The organism is Propionispora vibrioides, from assembly GCF_900110485.1.
In the GTDB taxonomy this organism is placed as follows: Bacteria; Bacillota; Negativicutes; order Propionisporales; family Propionisporaceae; genus Propionispora; species Propionispora vibrioides.
In genome coordinates this window covers 121,245-137,190 of the sequence record NZ_FODY01000010.1, presented here as the reverse complement: position 1 = coordinate 137,190, position 15,946 = coordinate 121,245, and the positions used below count along the sequence as shown (strand labels likewise).

Below are 15,946 nucleotides of genomic sequence, written 5' to 3'. Positions count from 1 at the left end.
AAGGTCGCCGGGGAACTCTACCTCCACAGCGACCAGGGGTTTCAATACACCTCACAAGCATATTTCAACCTGACTAAAGAATATGGCATTATGCCCTCCATGTCAAGACGAGGAAATCCTTACGATAATGCTATGGCTGAAAACTTCTTTTCTATTCTCAAAGCAGAGTGCATTCACCGCCAGAAGATCCAAACCTTAACACAGGCTCAGGAACTGATTGACGACTACATCCATTTTTACAATTTCGAGCGTTTCCAAATCAAATACCGACTGACGCCAGCCGAAAAACGGCGTCAGTCGGCTTAACACAAAGATATTCTACGACTGGCTTTTCTCTTTTGTGTCTACCCTTCCTGGGGCGGTCCATACTACTCGTAAAGCAGGGGCTTTCTAATTTTTCCTGCCAAATTGCTTCCTTCTATGCGCCAATTAGCGGCAAAGTGCTGCCGCCATGGGGCAAGACTATGATCCGGCTGTTCGGCAGGTCAAGCCGTTTAGCCGCCAATTGCAGCGCTTCCTCCAGACCGGTAACGGCCTGGATACCCGTTCTGGCAAAAAACGCTGCATTCTCAGCCAGCGTGACCACAATAATGGGAAGCTCGCGGGCAATATAGCCTGTTTTCAGCGCAATAAAACCGGGTACGGTAAACGCTACCCGTAACGCCTGTTCCGCCTCCAGCAGCGATGGATAGTGAAACCACTGGCTAAAGTCGGGGGGATCCTCAATATCACGGCATTCCATCACGGCGATCATCAGGCCACCGGGTTTGACGGCACCGGCGGCATTTTGAATGGCTTTACAGGCCTGATAAAAATTCATATCCTTCGGCGCCCCGCCGGCAGACACAATCACCAGGTCGGCCGCCTGCTCCACCGGCACGCCGTAGATTTCCTCAACCTTCTTGCAGCCCGCCTGCCAGGCTTTCAGCCAGTGGCCGGCGAAGAAAGCAGCAATCTCCCCTTCCGGATTAAGCACCACATTGAATAAAAAGTCAGGTTTAACCATTTCCGCCATTTCCATCATATCCAGGTGCATTTCATTATCGTTCAGACGGCCGGAAGCGCTGTGGGGATTGACACCGTCTCCCTCGACCTTGCTTAGACAAAACCGGTGGTTTCCCTGAATACTGTCATAACCGGACACGCCTGGCAGAATGGCTTTACGTCCGCCCCCAAAGCCGGCCATCGGGTGATAACAGATGCCGCCGGTCAGAATTACCCGGTCGGCCTCCACCACCCGCCGGTTGACGGTTACGGGCACACCGCGGCTGGTCGTGCCCAACCGGACAAACTGATCGGTTTCCGGTGCATAGCTTTGCGCAATGGTCACCCGTTCAACCACCGCCTGCCCGTAAGCCAGCAGGTTTTCCTCCTGACTGTGGGGCCGGTGCGCCCCCAGGGCGACCAGTACCGTAATCTGCTTGTCGGCAATACCGGCAGCGTTCAATTCGTCCAGCAGCACCGGCAGGAACAAATCGTGCCGCACCCAACGCCGGGTAATATCTGAGACAATAATAACCACCTTGTCCGTTGCCTTTACCTTGTGGCGCAAAGGCGGCTCGCCAACCGGCTCGGCTAAAGCCTGGCGGGCCGCCTCTACAATATTACCTACACCGGGCGTCAGACTTCCTTCCACCACATCCACACACTGTACGTCCGGTAATACCAAACGAAGGCTCTGTTCACCAAAAGCCAGTTCTATTTCCTGCATCTTATCGCTAACCCCTTCCAGTTCCAGCCTATTGCCTGTGTCACTCATTGTCCCAGCGACCTATGCGCCAAGCCCACGGCCACTTCGTTCAGATTCAGCACACCGACGCCAAAATAAATGGCTACACACAGATGTTCACCGCTGCGGGCAATCCCGATTTTACCGCCTACATTCAGCCCCGCTGCCTTAGGCGTGATCTGTTCCAGCGCCGCGTGAGCCGCACCGGCCACCGCCCCTTCGCCGACATGGTCATTTTTCACCAATCCCTGTCGCTGCGCTGCGACAACCGCCCGTTCAATAATCTTTTTAACCGACGACAAATATTCGCCGCCAAAATCAACGGCCACCGTCAATATCCCTTTGCCGCCAAACTGCTCCTGGCAAGCCTGCTCGGCCCGCCTATCCTCGCTGATCGCCATGGCCAGTGCCGCCTTGCCCACATCTACACTGCTGACTTCCACGTTATACAGCCTCCTGTTTTATTGATATTGTATTGGCAATCGGTTCTTTATCGAACAGATAGGTTCCAAAGAAAGCAACCAGGCACACGACCCACTCTATATAAATGGGCTGTCCCAGCGCTTTAACCGCCGGAACAAATTGATAGGCAACCAAAGCCAGTATCCCTGCCACCGTTGTATAAAAGGCTGAATTTTTCCGGCAAAACTGCGGTGCAAACATGGTAAACAAAAACACCAGTGTAAAAGCTGTAGTCAGGCTTAAACCAATCATCATGGTTTTGACAATGCCTACGGCATTAAAGGCCAGCCATAAGGTTAGCAAGCCCAAAACCAGTATAGCGTACCGGTTTACCAGGGTATACTTCTTATCGTTGATGTCCGGCTGAATAAACCGCTTGTAGATATCCTGGGTAAATAACGTTCCTGCCGCCAGCAATATGTGGCAGGCAGTCGCCACATCAGCAGCCCAGAGTGCAGCCAGTGTCAATCCGGAAATAATCGGGTCAAGACCCATAATCATATAAGGCATAGCCAGTGTTGCCTTCATGGCCGGATGCGCCGCCCGAGCGACAACTCCCATAATGGCGCACAAAAAACCTGTCGGCAGCATGAGCAGCGCTCCCCACAGAAAACCCTTTTTTGCAACTTGACCGCTGGTTGCCGCACAGGCTACCTGTACCGGTCCCTGGGCCGTAATTGTCTGGGTCATCATTACGGCAAACCAACCGGCTACCGTCACCAGTCCGAAACCGCCCAGCGGGCCGAACCAGTCAACATCGGGCGGCAATGCTGCCGCTATGGCCGTCAGGCCTCCCTGCTTGGCAACAATAGTCAGTGTACTAACCAGAATGCCCACATAGATGAGTGATACGCTTAATATGTTCGATAATCCGGAGGACCATAAACCGCCTAAAACAGTAGTGCCGATAAACACGATTGCGCTGGTGATCATGCCAGTCTGTAAAGAAAAAATATCCGGTAAAAGTGAGGAAAGAATAGCCCCACCGGCAATATACTGGAGCGAAGTAATGACCAGTTGAATAGTGATCATGCCAATAACCGCAACCATCTGCCCCTTTTTATCGTAATAACGTTCAAACAGTTCCGGAATAGTGGTGCAATTTAGCTCACGGTATTTTTTCGCCGCCACCAGAGCCATGCTCACCGCGCCAGCCGCCCAGGCCACATTGTACCAGCCGGCGGCAATGCCGAACTGAAAGGCATTTTCCGAAACACCGATGGTCGACGCAGCGCCAATGGCCGTGCCGGCAATATTGGCCGCTACCAGCGGCGTGGTCAGCTTACGGCCGGCAAATAAAAAACCCGAGCTGCTCTCAGTACGCCGTTTTACATACATACTGATCCCGAACAGCACAAAAATGTACGCAATAATAATAACCAGTTGAATATTCAATTTCTCCATCCTACCTTTCTACTTTTGGGCTAAGTAAAAAAAGCACTCCAAAGTCGGAGTGCCTGTGCCTTTTATGTCGCCCCAGCTTGTTGGTTTACTAACCATTCTACTATTCTACCTGTTTATAGTAACAAGCTTTTTGGCCTACTGTCAATCTGTTTTCCGGGAAATAAGGGATAATTGTCAATTCAGCGCAATAAGTTCAGACCATATGTACACATACAAAAGACAACCGGTAGGCATTGCTTTATCCTATTTTTTACTGATCTTCACAGAAAACCTGCCATTAGCCGATAATTGAAATAGTTACCGCCTTCCGGTAAAGCCTGAAGGCCGCCAATCCGGTACAGCACCGGACGGCGGCCTCATCCTTACAGGCTATAGCAATTTGTCTGGTTATTGCATAACAAACATAACTTTTATGGCATTACTTGTTTTATCTGCCATTGTGGTAAAAGCGGCAAGCCCGTCTTCCAGCTTAAACTTATGTGTAATCAACGGTTCGGTCTTTATTTTCCCCTGTTCCAGCAGCAAAGCGACGGCAGGCCATTCATACCCCGGATATGGTGCGCTATAGGACATCCAGGAGCCGGTTACTTCCAGTTCACCGCGCAAAATTTTTTCAAAGCTATGGGGCGGCAACAGAAAGTCTCTGGTAGCTGTGCCGATAAAAGAAACCTTCCCCAGCTTTTCTACTGCTTCTATGCTTTGCCTCTGGGTAATCGGCGTGCCGGCTGTTTCAAATACCGCGGAAGGTTGTCCGTGTTCCTGCATAAATTGTACCGGATCACAAACCATGGCATTAATAATCACATCAGCCCCTAATTGTTTTGCTATGTCAAGTTTAGCCTCCACTACATCCACGACATATACCTTGCCGGCACCTATGGCCTTTAAGCATTGCAATGTCAGCAAGCCAATAGTACCGGCACCAAATACGGCCACTGTAGCTCCTGCCTGCATACGGACTCTGCCAATACCATGGAGAGCTACCGAAATAGGCTCAATCATAGCACCGGCTAAATAGTCGGTATCCGGTGCCAGCGAAATAACATTTGCGGCCTTCACTGCGATATATTCGGCAAAGGCTCCCTGCCGGCGTGACCCAATAAAATCATAGGTTTCGCACATGGCCGGTCGTCCCATCCGGCAATACCGGCAAGTTCCGCAAGGCAAAAGGGGAGCCGCCGTTACCCTGTCTCCTGCCTTAACCTGTGTCACCTGACTTCCTACGGCAGCCACACAACCGGAGAATTCATGCCCAAAAACAATCGGATAGCTGTGCACTGCCCCCTGCAGAGCCCGCGGCATATCGGAGCCGCAAATGCCACACGCCTTAACCTGAATCAGTACCTCATCTGCCTGAAATCCGGGAATATCTATTTTTTCCAGTCGCAGGTCATTCGGACCGTAAGCGACCAATGCTCTCATCTTATCCATATCCCTGCCTCCCCATGGCTTTTGGTCATTGTTTAATTGCGTATACATAGTCGTCAATACAATTGATAATCCGGTCCTTCAACAGCCTTTCCGGCTCATTTTTCAAGTTTCCCGTCCTAATCTTATGGTATTGCACAGGCAGGTACTGACTGATTACCGTAAGCGGAATCGTGACCGACTGAAGATTATGAATCAATTTGTCCAATGCTAATTTAACCTCGGGCAGCGGCAGATAATAACGGCAGCGGTCAGAAAAGCTAAACTTTCTCGCATAGCGTACTTTGTCCGAAGGACCATGGTAGTGCGATTTCCAGTACACAGGATTACTCCCCATATACCAGTCTAACACATCCATGAAATTTGACTGTTCCACTTCCGGATGAAATTGAAACAGTTCTTTTTCAATGCGGGCCAAAGCAAACAAGCCTTCTCTCATGGCAAAAGTCAAGGCCGGCCCTACTTTTAAAATGGCAATCCCATCCTCAACCATTTCTTTTAGGGCCTGCGGTGTTTGATAATCGGTAGAATGACCTTCAAACACCACGTCCGGATACTGCTTTAGCGCCCCAGTCAGTTCACCGGCAGCCGTACGATCATAGCTATGAATACTCTCATCGCCAAACTCCACTCCCGGCTGTACCACAACGGCAATGACATACTCCCAGGCAGGCAGCAGGTTATGTGCTGCAAAAGCCTGGCGGAAGGTTGCCAGCGTATTTTTGAAATCCTCTGCTTTTGTGACCTGAATACCTTCCTCTTCTTCCTGACTTCCACCGGGGATCGGCACTTCGCTCCCAATCACATAGACCGGGTGAAGACTGTCGGGATTGCCTTCTTTAAGCAGGGCATAAGCTGCTTCCGCTTCCCGGCATAAAACGGCACCACGCTCCGCAATCACCGCCGTATCCAGGGGATTTTCCCTGTCGTCGTCACCCAAATGCATACTGGTATCCAGGTGAATTTTAGTAAAATCGGCTGCTACATACTGTTTGATTAATTCGCGGGACTTTTCCATAGCTGTAGCGGCCGGTTCATTCTTCCAGGTCAGCGGTCCCAAATGATCGCCGCCTAAAATCAGCTTTTCCAGTGGAAACTCAACCTTTTGCGCAATCCGATAGACAAAATCACGAAAATCGGCCGGTTGCATACCGGTATAACCGCCAAATTGATTTACCTGGTTGGCCGTCGCTTCAATCAATATGAATTGATCATCCACCAGTCCCCGTTCTAAAGCGGCTTCAATGACGTATTCGTTGGCGCTGCATATCGAATAAATTCCTTGCCAGACACTTTTTTTCCGTTCTTTTATTAAATTTTGCAACGGATGTTCCGTTTGCATAATAGTCCCCTCTCCTCTCCGGTTGACCGAAAATTCTTAGCACTCTGCTAAGGTGATCCAGGTCGGCTGACAAGAAATAAGGGCCAGAGCTTGCTCTCCAGCCCCTTTCTCCACCAACCGCTATGCTTTATAAGAAGATGACTGTTCCTCAGCCTGCTTCAATTCTTTGCTGATCCCTTGGGAATATTTTATAGTCAGCAGGACAGATGCAATATAGATGACACCTATTACTACCAAGCCTGCTACATTATCGGGGTTGAATAACTGGAGCAAAATATAGGTTATCGGACTGCCGCCCTGATCCATAGAGGCGACCTGTGTTACGCCGGCTGCCAGTTTAGTCCCCGCTTGTTGCGCCAATATCGTATGAAGTCCAATGGTCTGAGTAGAAATCCAGAGCGTCCCAGCCATAATCACAAAACCGGAAATCAGCGTTCTAAACAAATTACCGCCATGGATTCCCACCGCCATGGCAACAAAAAACCCGATTGTCGCCAGATCACCAAACGGCAAGACCTTATTGCCAGGCACAATAGCCGCAATAATTAAGGTTAACGGCACAAACAGCAGACTGGCCGCAACTACTTGCGAGTCCCCTAACAGCAGAGCCGGGTCCAAACCGATATAAAACTTTTTGCCGGAGAACTTCTTTTCCAGCAGTTCTCTTGCCGAATCGGCTACAGGCAGCAAGCCTTCCATAATGCATTTAACCACTTTCGGCATCAACACCATAACAGCCGCCATCTGCATGCCTAACTGCATAACCAGGTCAGCGCCGTAACCGGCCATAGCGCCAATAATGCAGCCTAAAATCAAACCGATGATCATCGGCTCACCGATTACACCAAATTTTTCTTCAATTTTTTCCGAATTGAAATTAATATCTCTAATGCCGGGAATGCGATTGAGCAGCCATTCAATCGGAACGGCTATCGGCCCGCAATAAGCGGAAGTACCGTGCGGTATAGCCACTCCTTTTAAGTCATAATACTTTTCTACAACCGGTGCAAACCAGTCGCCTAACTTGAATACAATCGCTGCATGAATGGCCACACCGGCCAGACCGATCATTAAATTACCGGTAGCAATATGCAGCAGCGCGCCAGTGAACGCCATATGCCAGATATTCCAAATATCCACATTCACCACTCTGGTCAGCCCCAATACCAGCATGACCACATTGACGGCTACAGCAACAGGAATAGATAACCCACCTATCTGAGAGGCCCAGGTCATCGGCGAAGAGCCCGGCCAGCCGACATCAACCACTGTCAGACTGACACCAAAACGTTCTGCCATTAGTTTCGCTGCCGGTCCTAAATTATTCAACATTAAACTAATAACAAGACCAATTCCGATAAAGCCGATACCAATCATAACCCCGGACCGGAAAGCGCGCCCCGGCTTCTGTCCCAACAATAGCGCAAAGATAAAGATGACGATCGGCAACATAACCGAAGGACCCAATTTTAAAATATATTGAATGAACTCCATCCTTACATGCCTCCTCAATGTATTGAATCATTTTATGCGTAATTTTGTAATTTTTTCTGCCCACATCATAAGAAAAGTACGATATAAGCTGGACTTATTCGTCCATTTACGGTATTTTTATAGTAGGTAGTTTTACTCCTGGTAGTTATACTGTCAGCCTAGCCGCTTCAGTTAACCAGGAGCCTTTTTTATTTTCGCAGATGGGCCAGAATTTTTTCGCCGGCTTCCTTTGCGCCCACACCGGATACAAAGGGCATGCCACTTTCCAAAGGGATTCCATAATCCTTCGTAACCCGCGATGTGGTAACAATTAAATCCACCTTTTGATTTTGGCAGTTAGCACTGATTTCTGATACACGGCACTGTACAATTTCAATATCAACACCTTCTTTTTTGCATAACTCGACAATGCGATTGGCTGCAACAGTAGACGTTGCCACCGCACCGCCACAAGCCACAATAACCCGCTTCTTCATATCATTCACCTCCTTTCAGCACGATTAGCTCCAGCTATATAAGATAGAAGCATTGAGCTCAGACTAGCTTTTTATAAAAACCCAGCTTTATTGCTGTCTATCGCTATATGGCCTGATTAATAATCTCTGCCACGATGACCGGATCACCGGCTCTTCGAATTCCACTCATGATAGCTTCGTTGGCAAAAAGCCCCAGCAGGCGTTGTAAAAAAGCCAGATGATCCTGTGGATTATTAATGGCCAGCATGAAAACAATGCCTACACTGATAATATCCTCTTCGGCTCCGCCCATCACATGAAACGGGACAGGCTCCTTAAGTACCCAAACGGCCGTGGTTGTTTGCAAGACATGACTGGCATCCGAATGCGGGATGGCCACACCAACACCGGCGGCAGCTATGCCGGTAGGAAATTCCCGTTCCCGCTCTAGCAGCGCTTGTACATACGACGGTTTAACAAACCCTTTCTCCAGCAGCACTGTCCCCATAGCGGCAACCAGTTCTTCGCAACTTGCTGCCGCCACGCCAATTCTTACCAAAGACGGATCAATGGCAGCTACAGCTTTCTGAATTTCTGACATAATGTACGACCTCCGCAATAATGGAATTAGGATCTGTTAGTTTTCGTACCCGATCAATCAGATCCGTTTCTTTGATTAAAGTGAAAAACTTAAGAAATAAATCTTTATGCTCTGTTTTTAAGGCAAGAACAAAGGCAATATGAATTTCCTCCTCTTCCCAGGGCGAAGGATTTTTCAAAACCGCAATCGCAATCCCCGGTTTTATGATATTGACCATGGTAGCCGTATGGGGGATTGCCATATGATCGCCTATATAAGAAGTAGCCCAGCTTTCCCTTTCCATAATATCGCCATAAAAATTTTCATTTACATATTTCTCCCGGCACATGACGTCTGCCATGATTTTAATAAGCTCATCCTTGGCCGTTGGCGAATAAAACACGCGGACCAACTGCTCATCAAACAATTCTTCCAGTGTCACAGGCGAGCTGTCAGGCAGGTTCCTGTCATGCAACAGCTCATCTTGCAATTTTATATTAGCAATGAAGGTGTCAAACTTTTCGCTGTTCAAAACTTCCTCGAACGGCAGAAACGGGATGTCCTGGCAATGGGGATTTACCATACCCGTAATCAGAACGATCTCCCGGTTGGCTTGCTGCAGATACAGAATTTCTTTGGAAATGTCTGTCTCGCTTTTAACCAGACCCAGGGGAATGACTTCGATATCACGCTTGAGCAGCCGCAACTTATCCTCAATGACCCGCTTTATCTTTAAAGCTGTGCCGCGGCCGGTAAAGCAGGTCGTAATGATCGTTTTTTTCAACTTGCGTTTCCCGTCACTACTCATTTTTGTCGGTACGCGCGGAAACATATCACCCAGCTCAATTAACGAATCGTATACGGTATATAATGTTGCTGCCGGTGCCACAGATTTGCGGATCGCTTCCATGGCCAGCAGTGTGTCTACACGGGCAATAACCCGGGTAGGAATACCAAGTTCTTCAGTGATTAATTCACCTAAGTTGATTAATGAACCCATGTCCACCAAAAACAATACCCCGCTGCCTCGATTAACCACTCTTACCGCTTGTTTTACCCGTTCGTACACGCTTTCCACAGTTTCCTCAATCCCCATGGAGATAGCGATTCCATGGCGGATGCCGACAATCACCTGCGCAATATCAAGCAGCGCCTTGGCAACTTCCCCATGGGTCACGATAAGCAAGCCCACATTGTAATCAGATGGTTGATTTCTTTGCTGTTTAGTGAAAAAGTGATTGAGATATAAGGCAATAAAGCCAGCTTCATCTTCTGGAAAAGGCAAGTCTAATTTCATACTGAGCATTCTGGTAATTTTCAGGGCAATTCGAAATTCTTTACGGTAGCTGCTTTTTATATGCTCACACTGGGGATTGATAATCGGTTTTCCTGCCCGCAGCCGTTCTACGGCTGCACTTAAATGCAGGCATAATATTTTAAAAATAGAAACATCCTGGGTGCCGAGCTCAGTTGCCAATATTTGCTCTAAATCGGCTAAGGCCCCCATCAGATCTTCCCCAACCAGATCGCGCAAAATAGCCTTGGAAATACCAGCATATTTATGCTCGATATTTAAAGAAGTAGCTTTAATTTTACTTTCAAGTTCCGCAGCCAAGACCGCTTTAGCTTCAGAAGAGGAATGCTCTTCCAATAATTCCTGCATTCTTTTTTCCATAAACTGATAAATGTTATATTCCGAAATTTCTTCCTGCAAAGGCGAAACTTGAAGCGGTTCGGCATGAGGAGTCATTTCAACCTCCTCATCAATAAAAACATCAAGGTCTGCTTTCTGTTCCACCACATTCATAAGTTGATTTGTTATATGTCCCGGCAAATCGTTCATGCTGATTTTCATGACCTCTTCGGTGCCGGACATAACATGCAAAAAAGCCTTGGCACAAATAACCTGAATATCCGATTTTAACTGTCCTACATTACCGGCACATTTGTACAATACCAGCAGTTTCATGATTTCTTTCGGAACCTGAATCCGCTTATTGACACGGGAAGCCTCACCGGAGAAAAACAGTTTGATCAGCTTATACCGTTCGGAGTTTGGCCTGCCTTCCAGGGGAGGAATTTGTATGGCTACCGGAATGCGGCGGCGAAAGGTATTTAACAGGCTGGACTCAATATTCTCTGTTGTAGCGCCAATAATCATGAGGTTAACTTTACGGATTTGCTCTGTCTCACCTAAACGTGAAAACTGCCCTTTATCCATAATGCGAAAGAGAATTTCCTGCCCTTTCGGCGGCAAGCGATGGATCTCGTCTAAAAAAAGAATGCCCTTGTTGGCCTTTTCCACAAGCCCGACCCGATCCGTATCTGCCCCGGTAAAACTGCCTTTACTATAGCCAAAAAGCTGTGCCACCAATAGCTGCGGATTGTCACCATAATCCGCACAGTTAAACACCACCAGCGGAATCGTCGTTTTGCGTACCGCCTGAGCGAAGCGATGAATTTCTTCCACAAGCTGACTTTTTCCCACACCAGTACTGCCGGAAATCAGGGTGTGCAGCCCATAGTGCGGATACAGCACAGCGGCCTTTGCCAGCTTAATAACCTGACTCAAGCTGCCGTTATAGCCAACAATCCCGGAAAAGAAATCTTGTTCGATAGCAGCCGGCACAGAACGTGCGGCACGCTGCGCAGCCGGTCGGGTTTTGTGTAGCAAACGGTTTCTAAGCTCACCAATTTGCTGCTTGTAACGATTCAGGCCAAAGGCTGAAATCTGAAACCCGCTTTTATTTAGCTCCAGAACTACTTTGCGCTGAGAAATGCCCGGCTCTTTCTCCAATATGGCGGTTAATGCTTCAATCAGTACGGTCTCCCGCCGAATAAGATAACTTGGAATATCAACGGCTTGCCTCAGCTCATTAACCTTTTCCCGCCCCACGCCCAAACGTTTCGCCAACTCCTCATCGGTCATGGGATTTTTCTTATCTTCCGTTTCAATTAACGAGAGCAATTTTTTCAGCAAGCTAACCCCTCCATTCAGTATATATTGCAAATGTTGTGCCAAAGTCGTTTGATTTTTTTACAAACTTTAAAGTTCATGCTCCAACATCAGTAAATGTCCTGCAATTCTTTTAAATAGTAAAAATTTTCAGTCACCCTTCACCACAAAGCATACCACAAACTATTGCATATTTTTACTCTTTCGCCCAGCTATCATGTGTTATATAGTTTGTGCAATATCCTGCTAAAGGGATTTGCTATAGTTTTCCGGTTAGGTGATATATCCCGGCTCTCTGCCAAACCACATCTCCCTGGATAATTGCCGTTAAACAAACAGGCAGGATATCTACAAAAGATATCCTGCCTGTTTTAAAACCTGTATTCAATCATGGACATGCTGGAGCAGCGAGTGATTTTTCCGTTATTCCTGCTTTATCATGCTGAGAAAATAGCGGTGAATCCGGTCATCGCCGGTTAGCTCCGGATGAAAAGAAGTAACCAGCATATTGTCCTGGCGGGCAATGACGGCCTTACCGTTTACTTGGGCCATCACCGCAACATTTGCCCCCACTTCTTCAATTAGCGGCGCCCGGATAAATACGGCCCGTACAGGTCCGCCGGCCAATTCCGGCACGGTCAGGTCCTCCTCAAAACTTTCCACCTGCCGTCCGAAGGCATTGCGCCGTACGGTGGTATCCATAAGACCCAAGCGCGGCTGATCACTGTCAACAATCGACTTTGCCAATAGAATCATGCCGGCACAGGTTCCATAAACAGCCATACCTTCTTTCGTCCGCTGCCGGATAGTTTCCATGAGGTCCCACTCAACCATCAGCTTGCCAATCGTCGTACTTTCACCACCCGGCAAAATTAGTCCGCCGATGCCTTCCAGCTCTCCGGGCTGTCTGACCTCCACCGCTTCTGCACCGCATCGTTCCAAAACAGTCAGGTGCTCACGGAATGCCCCTTGCAAAGCTAATACACCGATTTTCATCGTTTACCCTTCTTCCCTGTTCTACCAGCCGCGTTCCTGCATGCGCTCATGGGGCGGCAAAGTGTCAATTTCAATTCCTACCATAGGTTCTCCCAGATCCTGAGATACTTCCGCCAGGATTTTTGGATCATTGTAGTAGGTGGTCGCTGCCACGATAGCTTTAGCCCGTTGTTCCGGATCTCCCGATTTAAAAATGCCTGAACCGACAAAGATGCCGTCACAGCCGAGTTGCATCATCAGAGCCGCGTCGGCAGGAGTTGCGATCCCGCCGGCCGCAAAATTGACTACCGGCAGACGGCCTAGTTTTTTTACTTCCAAAACCAGTTCATAAGGAGCCGCTATATTTTTAGCAAAGGACGCAACTTCCTCGGCAGGCAAATTCTGCAATTGACGGATTTCACTCATCACCACGCGAATATGCCTGACCGCTTCCACCACATTGCCGGTCCCCGGTTCTCCTTTGGTCCTGATCATAGCCGCACCTTCGGCAATCCGCCGCAGCGCTTCGCCCAGATTTTTTGCGCCACAAACAAAGGGCACTTTGAAATTGTGTTTATTAATATGGTATTTATCATCTGCCGGAGTCAGCACTTCACTCTCATCAATATAGTCCACGCCAAGACTTTCCAGGATTTGAGCCTCCACAAAATGACCAATCCGGGCCTTCGCCATCACCGGGATGGTAACCACATCCATAATGCGCTGCACAATCGTAGGATCAGCCATCCGGGCCACGCCACCGGCAGCCCGGATATCAGCCGGGACCCGTTCCAGCGCCATAACCGCGCAAGCGCCGGCCTCCTCCGCAATCTTTGCCTGTTCCGGTGTCGTAACATCCATAATGACGCCGCCCTTGAGCATTTCCGCCAGACCGGCTTTTACCCGAAATGTACCTTGTTGCATAGTAAATTCCTCCCCTAATTTTATCTTTATCGAATCAAGTCTTATTATTCCAGACTTCCCGCAACACATCTCCCAAGCGGCAAATTCCGGTTTCAATTTCTTGTTCATTCAGTTTGGAAATGGACAGGCGAATATAGCTTTCTCCTGTTTCTCCGGCAAAAAACAGCGTTCCCCAGGCAGCACAGACGCCCTTCCTCAGCATTAGGCTTTCCCACTCGTCCCGTCTGACAGGAGCAGGCGATTTGAGCTTCATCCAAATCAAATAGCCACCGCTGGGCTGTATCCACTCGGCCCAATCGGATGCTATGTATTCGTCAAAGGCTTTTATTGCCGTTTGCATCCTGCTGCGGAATACCCGGCGCATTTTATTGATATGCCGGGCATAATGACCACTTTGGCAAAACTTATATATACCGGCCTGCAAAATCATGCTGGACGACGTGTCACTGAAATAACGGATGGACAACAGCCGGTCGATACATTCTCTTTCCGCCGCGATCCAGCCTATCCGGACACCCGGAAAAAGTACTTTGGAAAAAGTCCCGGCATAAATCACCAAATGGTGTTTATCCATTGACTTAATGGGTAGTGCTGCTTTACCAAAATACTTCATTTCTTCTTCAAAGCCGTCCTCCAGAATAGGCACCCGGTAGGTTTCGCATAATGACAGCAATTGCTCGCGATGAGTCTGGCTGGTACTGATCCCTGTAGGGTTTTGCGAGTTGGGCATAGTGTATACCAGAACAGGTTTATCCCTGCGCAAGACCTCTTCCAGCATCGTCAAATCCATGCCATCGTGCCGAACAGGGACTTCCAGCGGTTTCAGTCCGCAAAAGCGCAGCAACGGTATAATTTTATTGTATGTGGGAGATTCAATCGCCACAGCCTGCCCCGGCGCGGCAAGCATACGGAAAACCAAATCAATGCCCTGTTGCAGCCCGTTGGTAATCAATATTTCTTCCGCCGTAATTGTAATGCCATGGCTGCGCAGATGTCCGGCAATATACTCTCGCAGCGGCATATAGCCGGCCCGGTCGCCATAACCTAAGAGAGCTGTCCCTTCCGTCTTTAATGCCTGGTCCAGGCAAACGCGGAAATGGTCTACCGGAAATAACCGCCCATCCATATCAAGACTGCTAAAATCAATCACTTCGCCGCCGGTTTCACCAGCGACGGCAGGTTTCATTTCCCGGCACTGTTTCCATAGACTGACACTGGCAGCCGAAGTAACAGCCTGCCAGCGTACCCAGCCTTCCTGCTCCCGGTCTTTGGCCGTTGCCATCTGCATGCGCTCCCGGACAACCGGCCGGCAACCATGACGCTGCTCAATATAACCCTGAGCCCATAATTCCTGGTAAGCGCTGGCAACAGTAGACCGGTGAACGCCCAACTGTTCGGCCAGCTTACGGGTGGAAGGCAGCTTGTCTCCCGGTCGTAACACCTGCAGCTCAATTTTGTCCTTCATTTGAAGAAAAATTTGCTGGTATGGCGGTGTCCGGCCGGACTCATCCAAATTCAGCAAAAGCATATGTAACCTCCCGCCTGCTTACGCAGGCAAATCCCTATGCTGTAACGATACTCTTTATCTGGCTTGTCGTCAACTGCCAGTTTTCGTCTAATTATATACGACCAGTTTTCCCCTTGTTTTGATTTTTTTATTCTGCCAGCCTTGCGGTCTCTCCTTTGCGTACCCGGCAACAGCGGCTTAATCCTCCATAAAATGGGAATACTATACAAAGCGGAGGGATGAAGATGAAAAAACTGGTACAAATGCTCTTCATACTGCTTTATCTGTCGCTGCCTATAGCAGCCTATGGCAGTTGGGGCTGGATTCCTACCGATGATCCGGTGCCTTTTTATTATCAACAGCAAGGCTGCTGGTACCATTACGATGAGACTACCGTGTTCATGGTGCAATTACAGGAACATACTTATAAATATGTTTTCAATCAGGACGGTACTTTTCTGAACGGCTGGGTAACCGATATGCCCATGCGCTTGCCCTAATACCAGAAAACGAGGCTGCCATAAAATGAACAAAGTCATTTTGCGGCAGCCCGTATGTGTGGAGAAATAGTCTGTCGTCCCTTTGTCATTGCCACAAAGGGACCCAAAAGTCCAGGCCTGTCCTCCAAAAAACTTAAGAAAAGACTTGGCTTGTGTCGAGTCCCTAAGGACGAAGACAGAAGCTTTAGTC

General features: G+C 48.6%; 14 protein-coding genes. 2 read left to right on the top strand and 12 right to left on the bottom strand.

All coding sequences use genetic code 11. The features are described 5' to 3' along the window. The coding region (locus tag BMW43_RS10250) for an IS3 family transposase (protein WP_143050605.1) at window positions 1-306 on the top strand (306 nt) is incomplete at its 5' end. 112 nt (window positions 307-418) lie between these two features. Here BMW43_RS10250 and larAH10 read toward each other — a convergent pair. From larAH10 to pdxR, 12 genes are all read right to left on the bottom strand, one after another. Continuing rightward, window positions 419-1,759 carry an NPN-dependent 2-hydroxyacid racemase, LarAH10 family gene (larAH10, locus tag BMW43_RS10245; RefSeq protein WP_342725409.1) on the bottom strand — a complete coding sequence of 447 codons (1,341 nt, stop codon included), beginning with the start codon at window positions 1,757-1,759 and terminating at the stop codon, window positions 419-421. Then, a complete protein-coding gene (locus tag BMW43_RS10240; RefSeq protein ID WP_091746647.1) occupies window positions 1,756-2,172 on the bottom strand; it encodes a HutP family protein in 417 nt (138 codons plus the stop codon). The genes larAH10 and BMW43_RS10240 overlap by 4 nt, the downstream gene beginning before the upstream one ends. A 1-nt stretch (window position 2,173) precedes the next feature. Continuing rightward, complete coding sequence (locus BMW43_RS10235; protein WP_091746644.1) at window positions 2,174-3,586, bottom strand: sodium:solute symporter family protein; 1,413 nt, start codon at window positions 3,584-3,586, stop codon at window positions 2,174-2,176. Between the two features lie 396 nt (window positions 3,587-3,982). Next, window positions 3,983-5,026: a galactitol-1-phosphate 5-dehydrogenase gene (locus BMW43_RS10230; RefSeq protein ID WP_177173542.1), complete on the bottom strand. Its 1,044-nt coding sequence runs from the start codon at window positions 5,024-5,026 to the stop codon at window positions 3,983-3,985. Between the two features lie 25 nt (window positions 5,027-5,051). Then, window positions 5,052-6,365, bottom strand: a complete 1,314-nt coding sequence (locus tag BMW43_RS10225) for a class II D-tagatose-bisphosphate aldolase, non-catalytic subunit (protein WP_091746642.1) — start codon at window positions 6,363-6,365, stop codon at window positions 5,052-5,054. A gap of 120 nt (window positions 6,366-6,485) precedes the next feature. Next, window positions 6,486-7,859: a PTS galactitol transporter subunit IIC gene (locus tag BMW43_RS10220; RefSeq protein WP_091746639.1), complete on the bottom strand. Its 1,374-nt coding sequence runs from the start codon at window positions 7,857-7,859 to the stop codon at window positions 6,486-6,488. A gap of 188 nt (window positions 7,860-8,047) precedes the next feature. Then, the gene (gene gatB / locus BMW43_RS10215) at window positions 8,048-8,335 is read right to left on the bottom strand and encodes a PTS galactitol transporter subunit IIB (protein ID WP_091746636.1); all 288 of its coding nucleotides are present in this window, start codon (window positions 8,333-8,335) and stop codon (window positions 8,048-8,050) included. A 103-nt stretch (window positions 8,336-8,438) separates the two neighbouring features. Then, entirely contained in the window at window positions 8,439-8,915 is a 477-nt protein-coding gene (locus tag BMW43_RS10210) for a PTS sugar transporter subunit IIA (RefSeq protein ID WP_091746634.1), read from the bottom strand. After that, complete coding sequence (locus BMW43_RS10205; protein WP_091746631.1) at window positions 8,881-11,874, bottom strand: sigma 54-interacting transcriptional regulator; 2,994 nt, start codon at window positions 11,872-11,874, stop codon at window positions 8,881-8,883. The genes BMW43_RS10210 and BMW43_RS10205 overlap by 35 nt, the downstream gene beginning before the upstream one ends. A 399-nt stretch (window positions 11,875-12,273) precedes the next feature. Continuing rightward, window positions 12,274-12,846 (bottom strand): pyridoxal 5'-phosphate synthase glutaminase subunit PdxT, encoded by a 573-nt coding sequence (gene pdxT, locus BMW43_RS10200; RefSeq protein ID WP_091746628.1) that lies wholly within the window; start codon window positions 12,844-12,846, stop codon window positions 12,274-12,276. A 21-nt stretch (window positions 12,847-12,867) separates the two neighbouring features. Then, complete coding sequence (gene pdxS, locus BMW43_RS10195; RefSeq protein ID WP_091746626.1) at window positions 12,868-13,749, bottom strand: pyridoxal 5'-phosphate synthase lyase subunit PdxS; 882 nt, start codon at window positions 13,747-13,749, stop codon at window positions 12,868-12,870. A 34-nt stretch (window positions 13,750-13,783) separates the two neighbouring features. Next, window positions 13,784-15,277, bottom strand: coding sequence for a MocR-like pyridoxine biosynthesis transcription factor PdxR (gene pdxR, locus BMW43_RS10190; RefSeq protein ID WP_091746623.1), 1,494 nt, complete (start codon window positions 15,275-15,277; stop codon window positions 13,784-13,786). Between the two features lie 224 nt (window positions 15,278-15,501). Between pdxR and BMW43_RS10185 the strand changes: the two genes are divergently transcribed. After that, window positions 15,502-15,756: a hypothetical protein gene (locus tag BMW43_RS10185; RefSeq protein WP_091746620.1), complete on the top strand. Its 255-nt coding sequence runs from the start codon at window positions 15,502-15,504 to the stop codon at window positions 15,754-15,756. Window positions 15,757-15,946 lie beyond the last annotated feature (190 nt).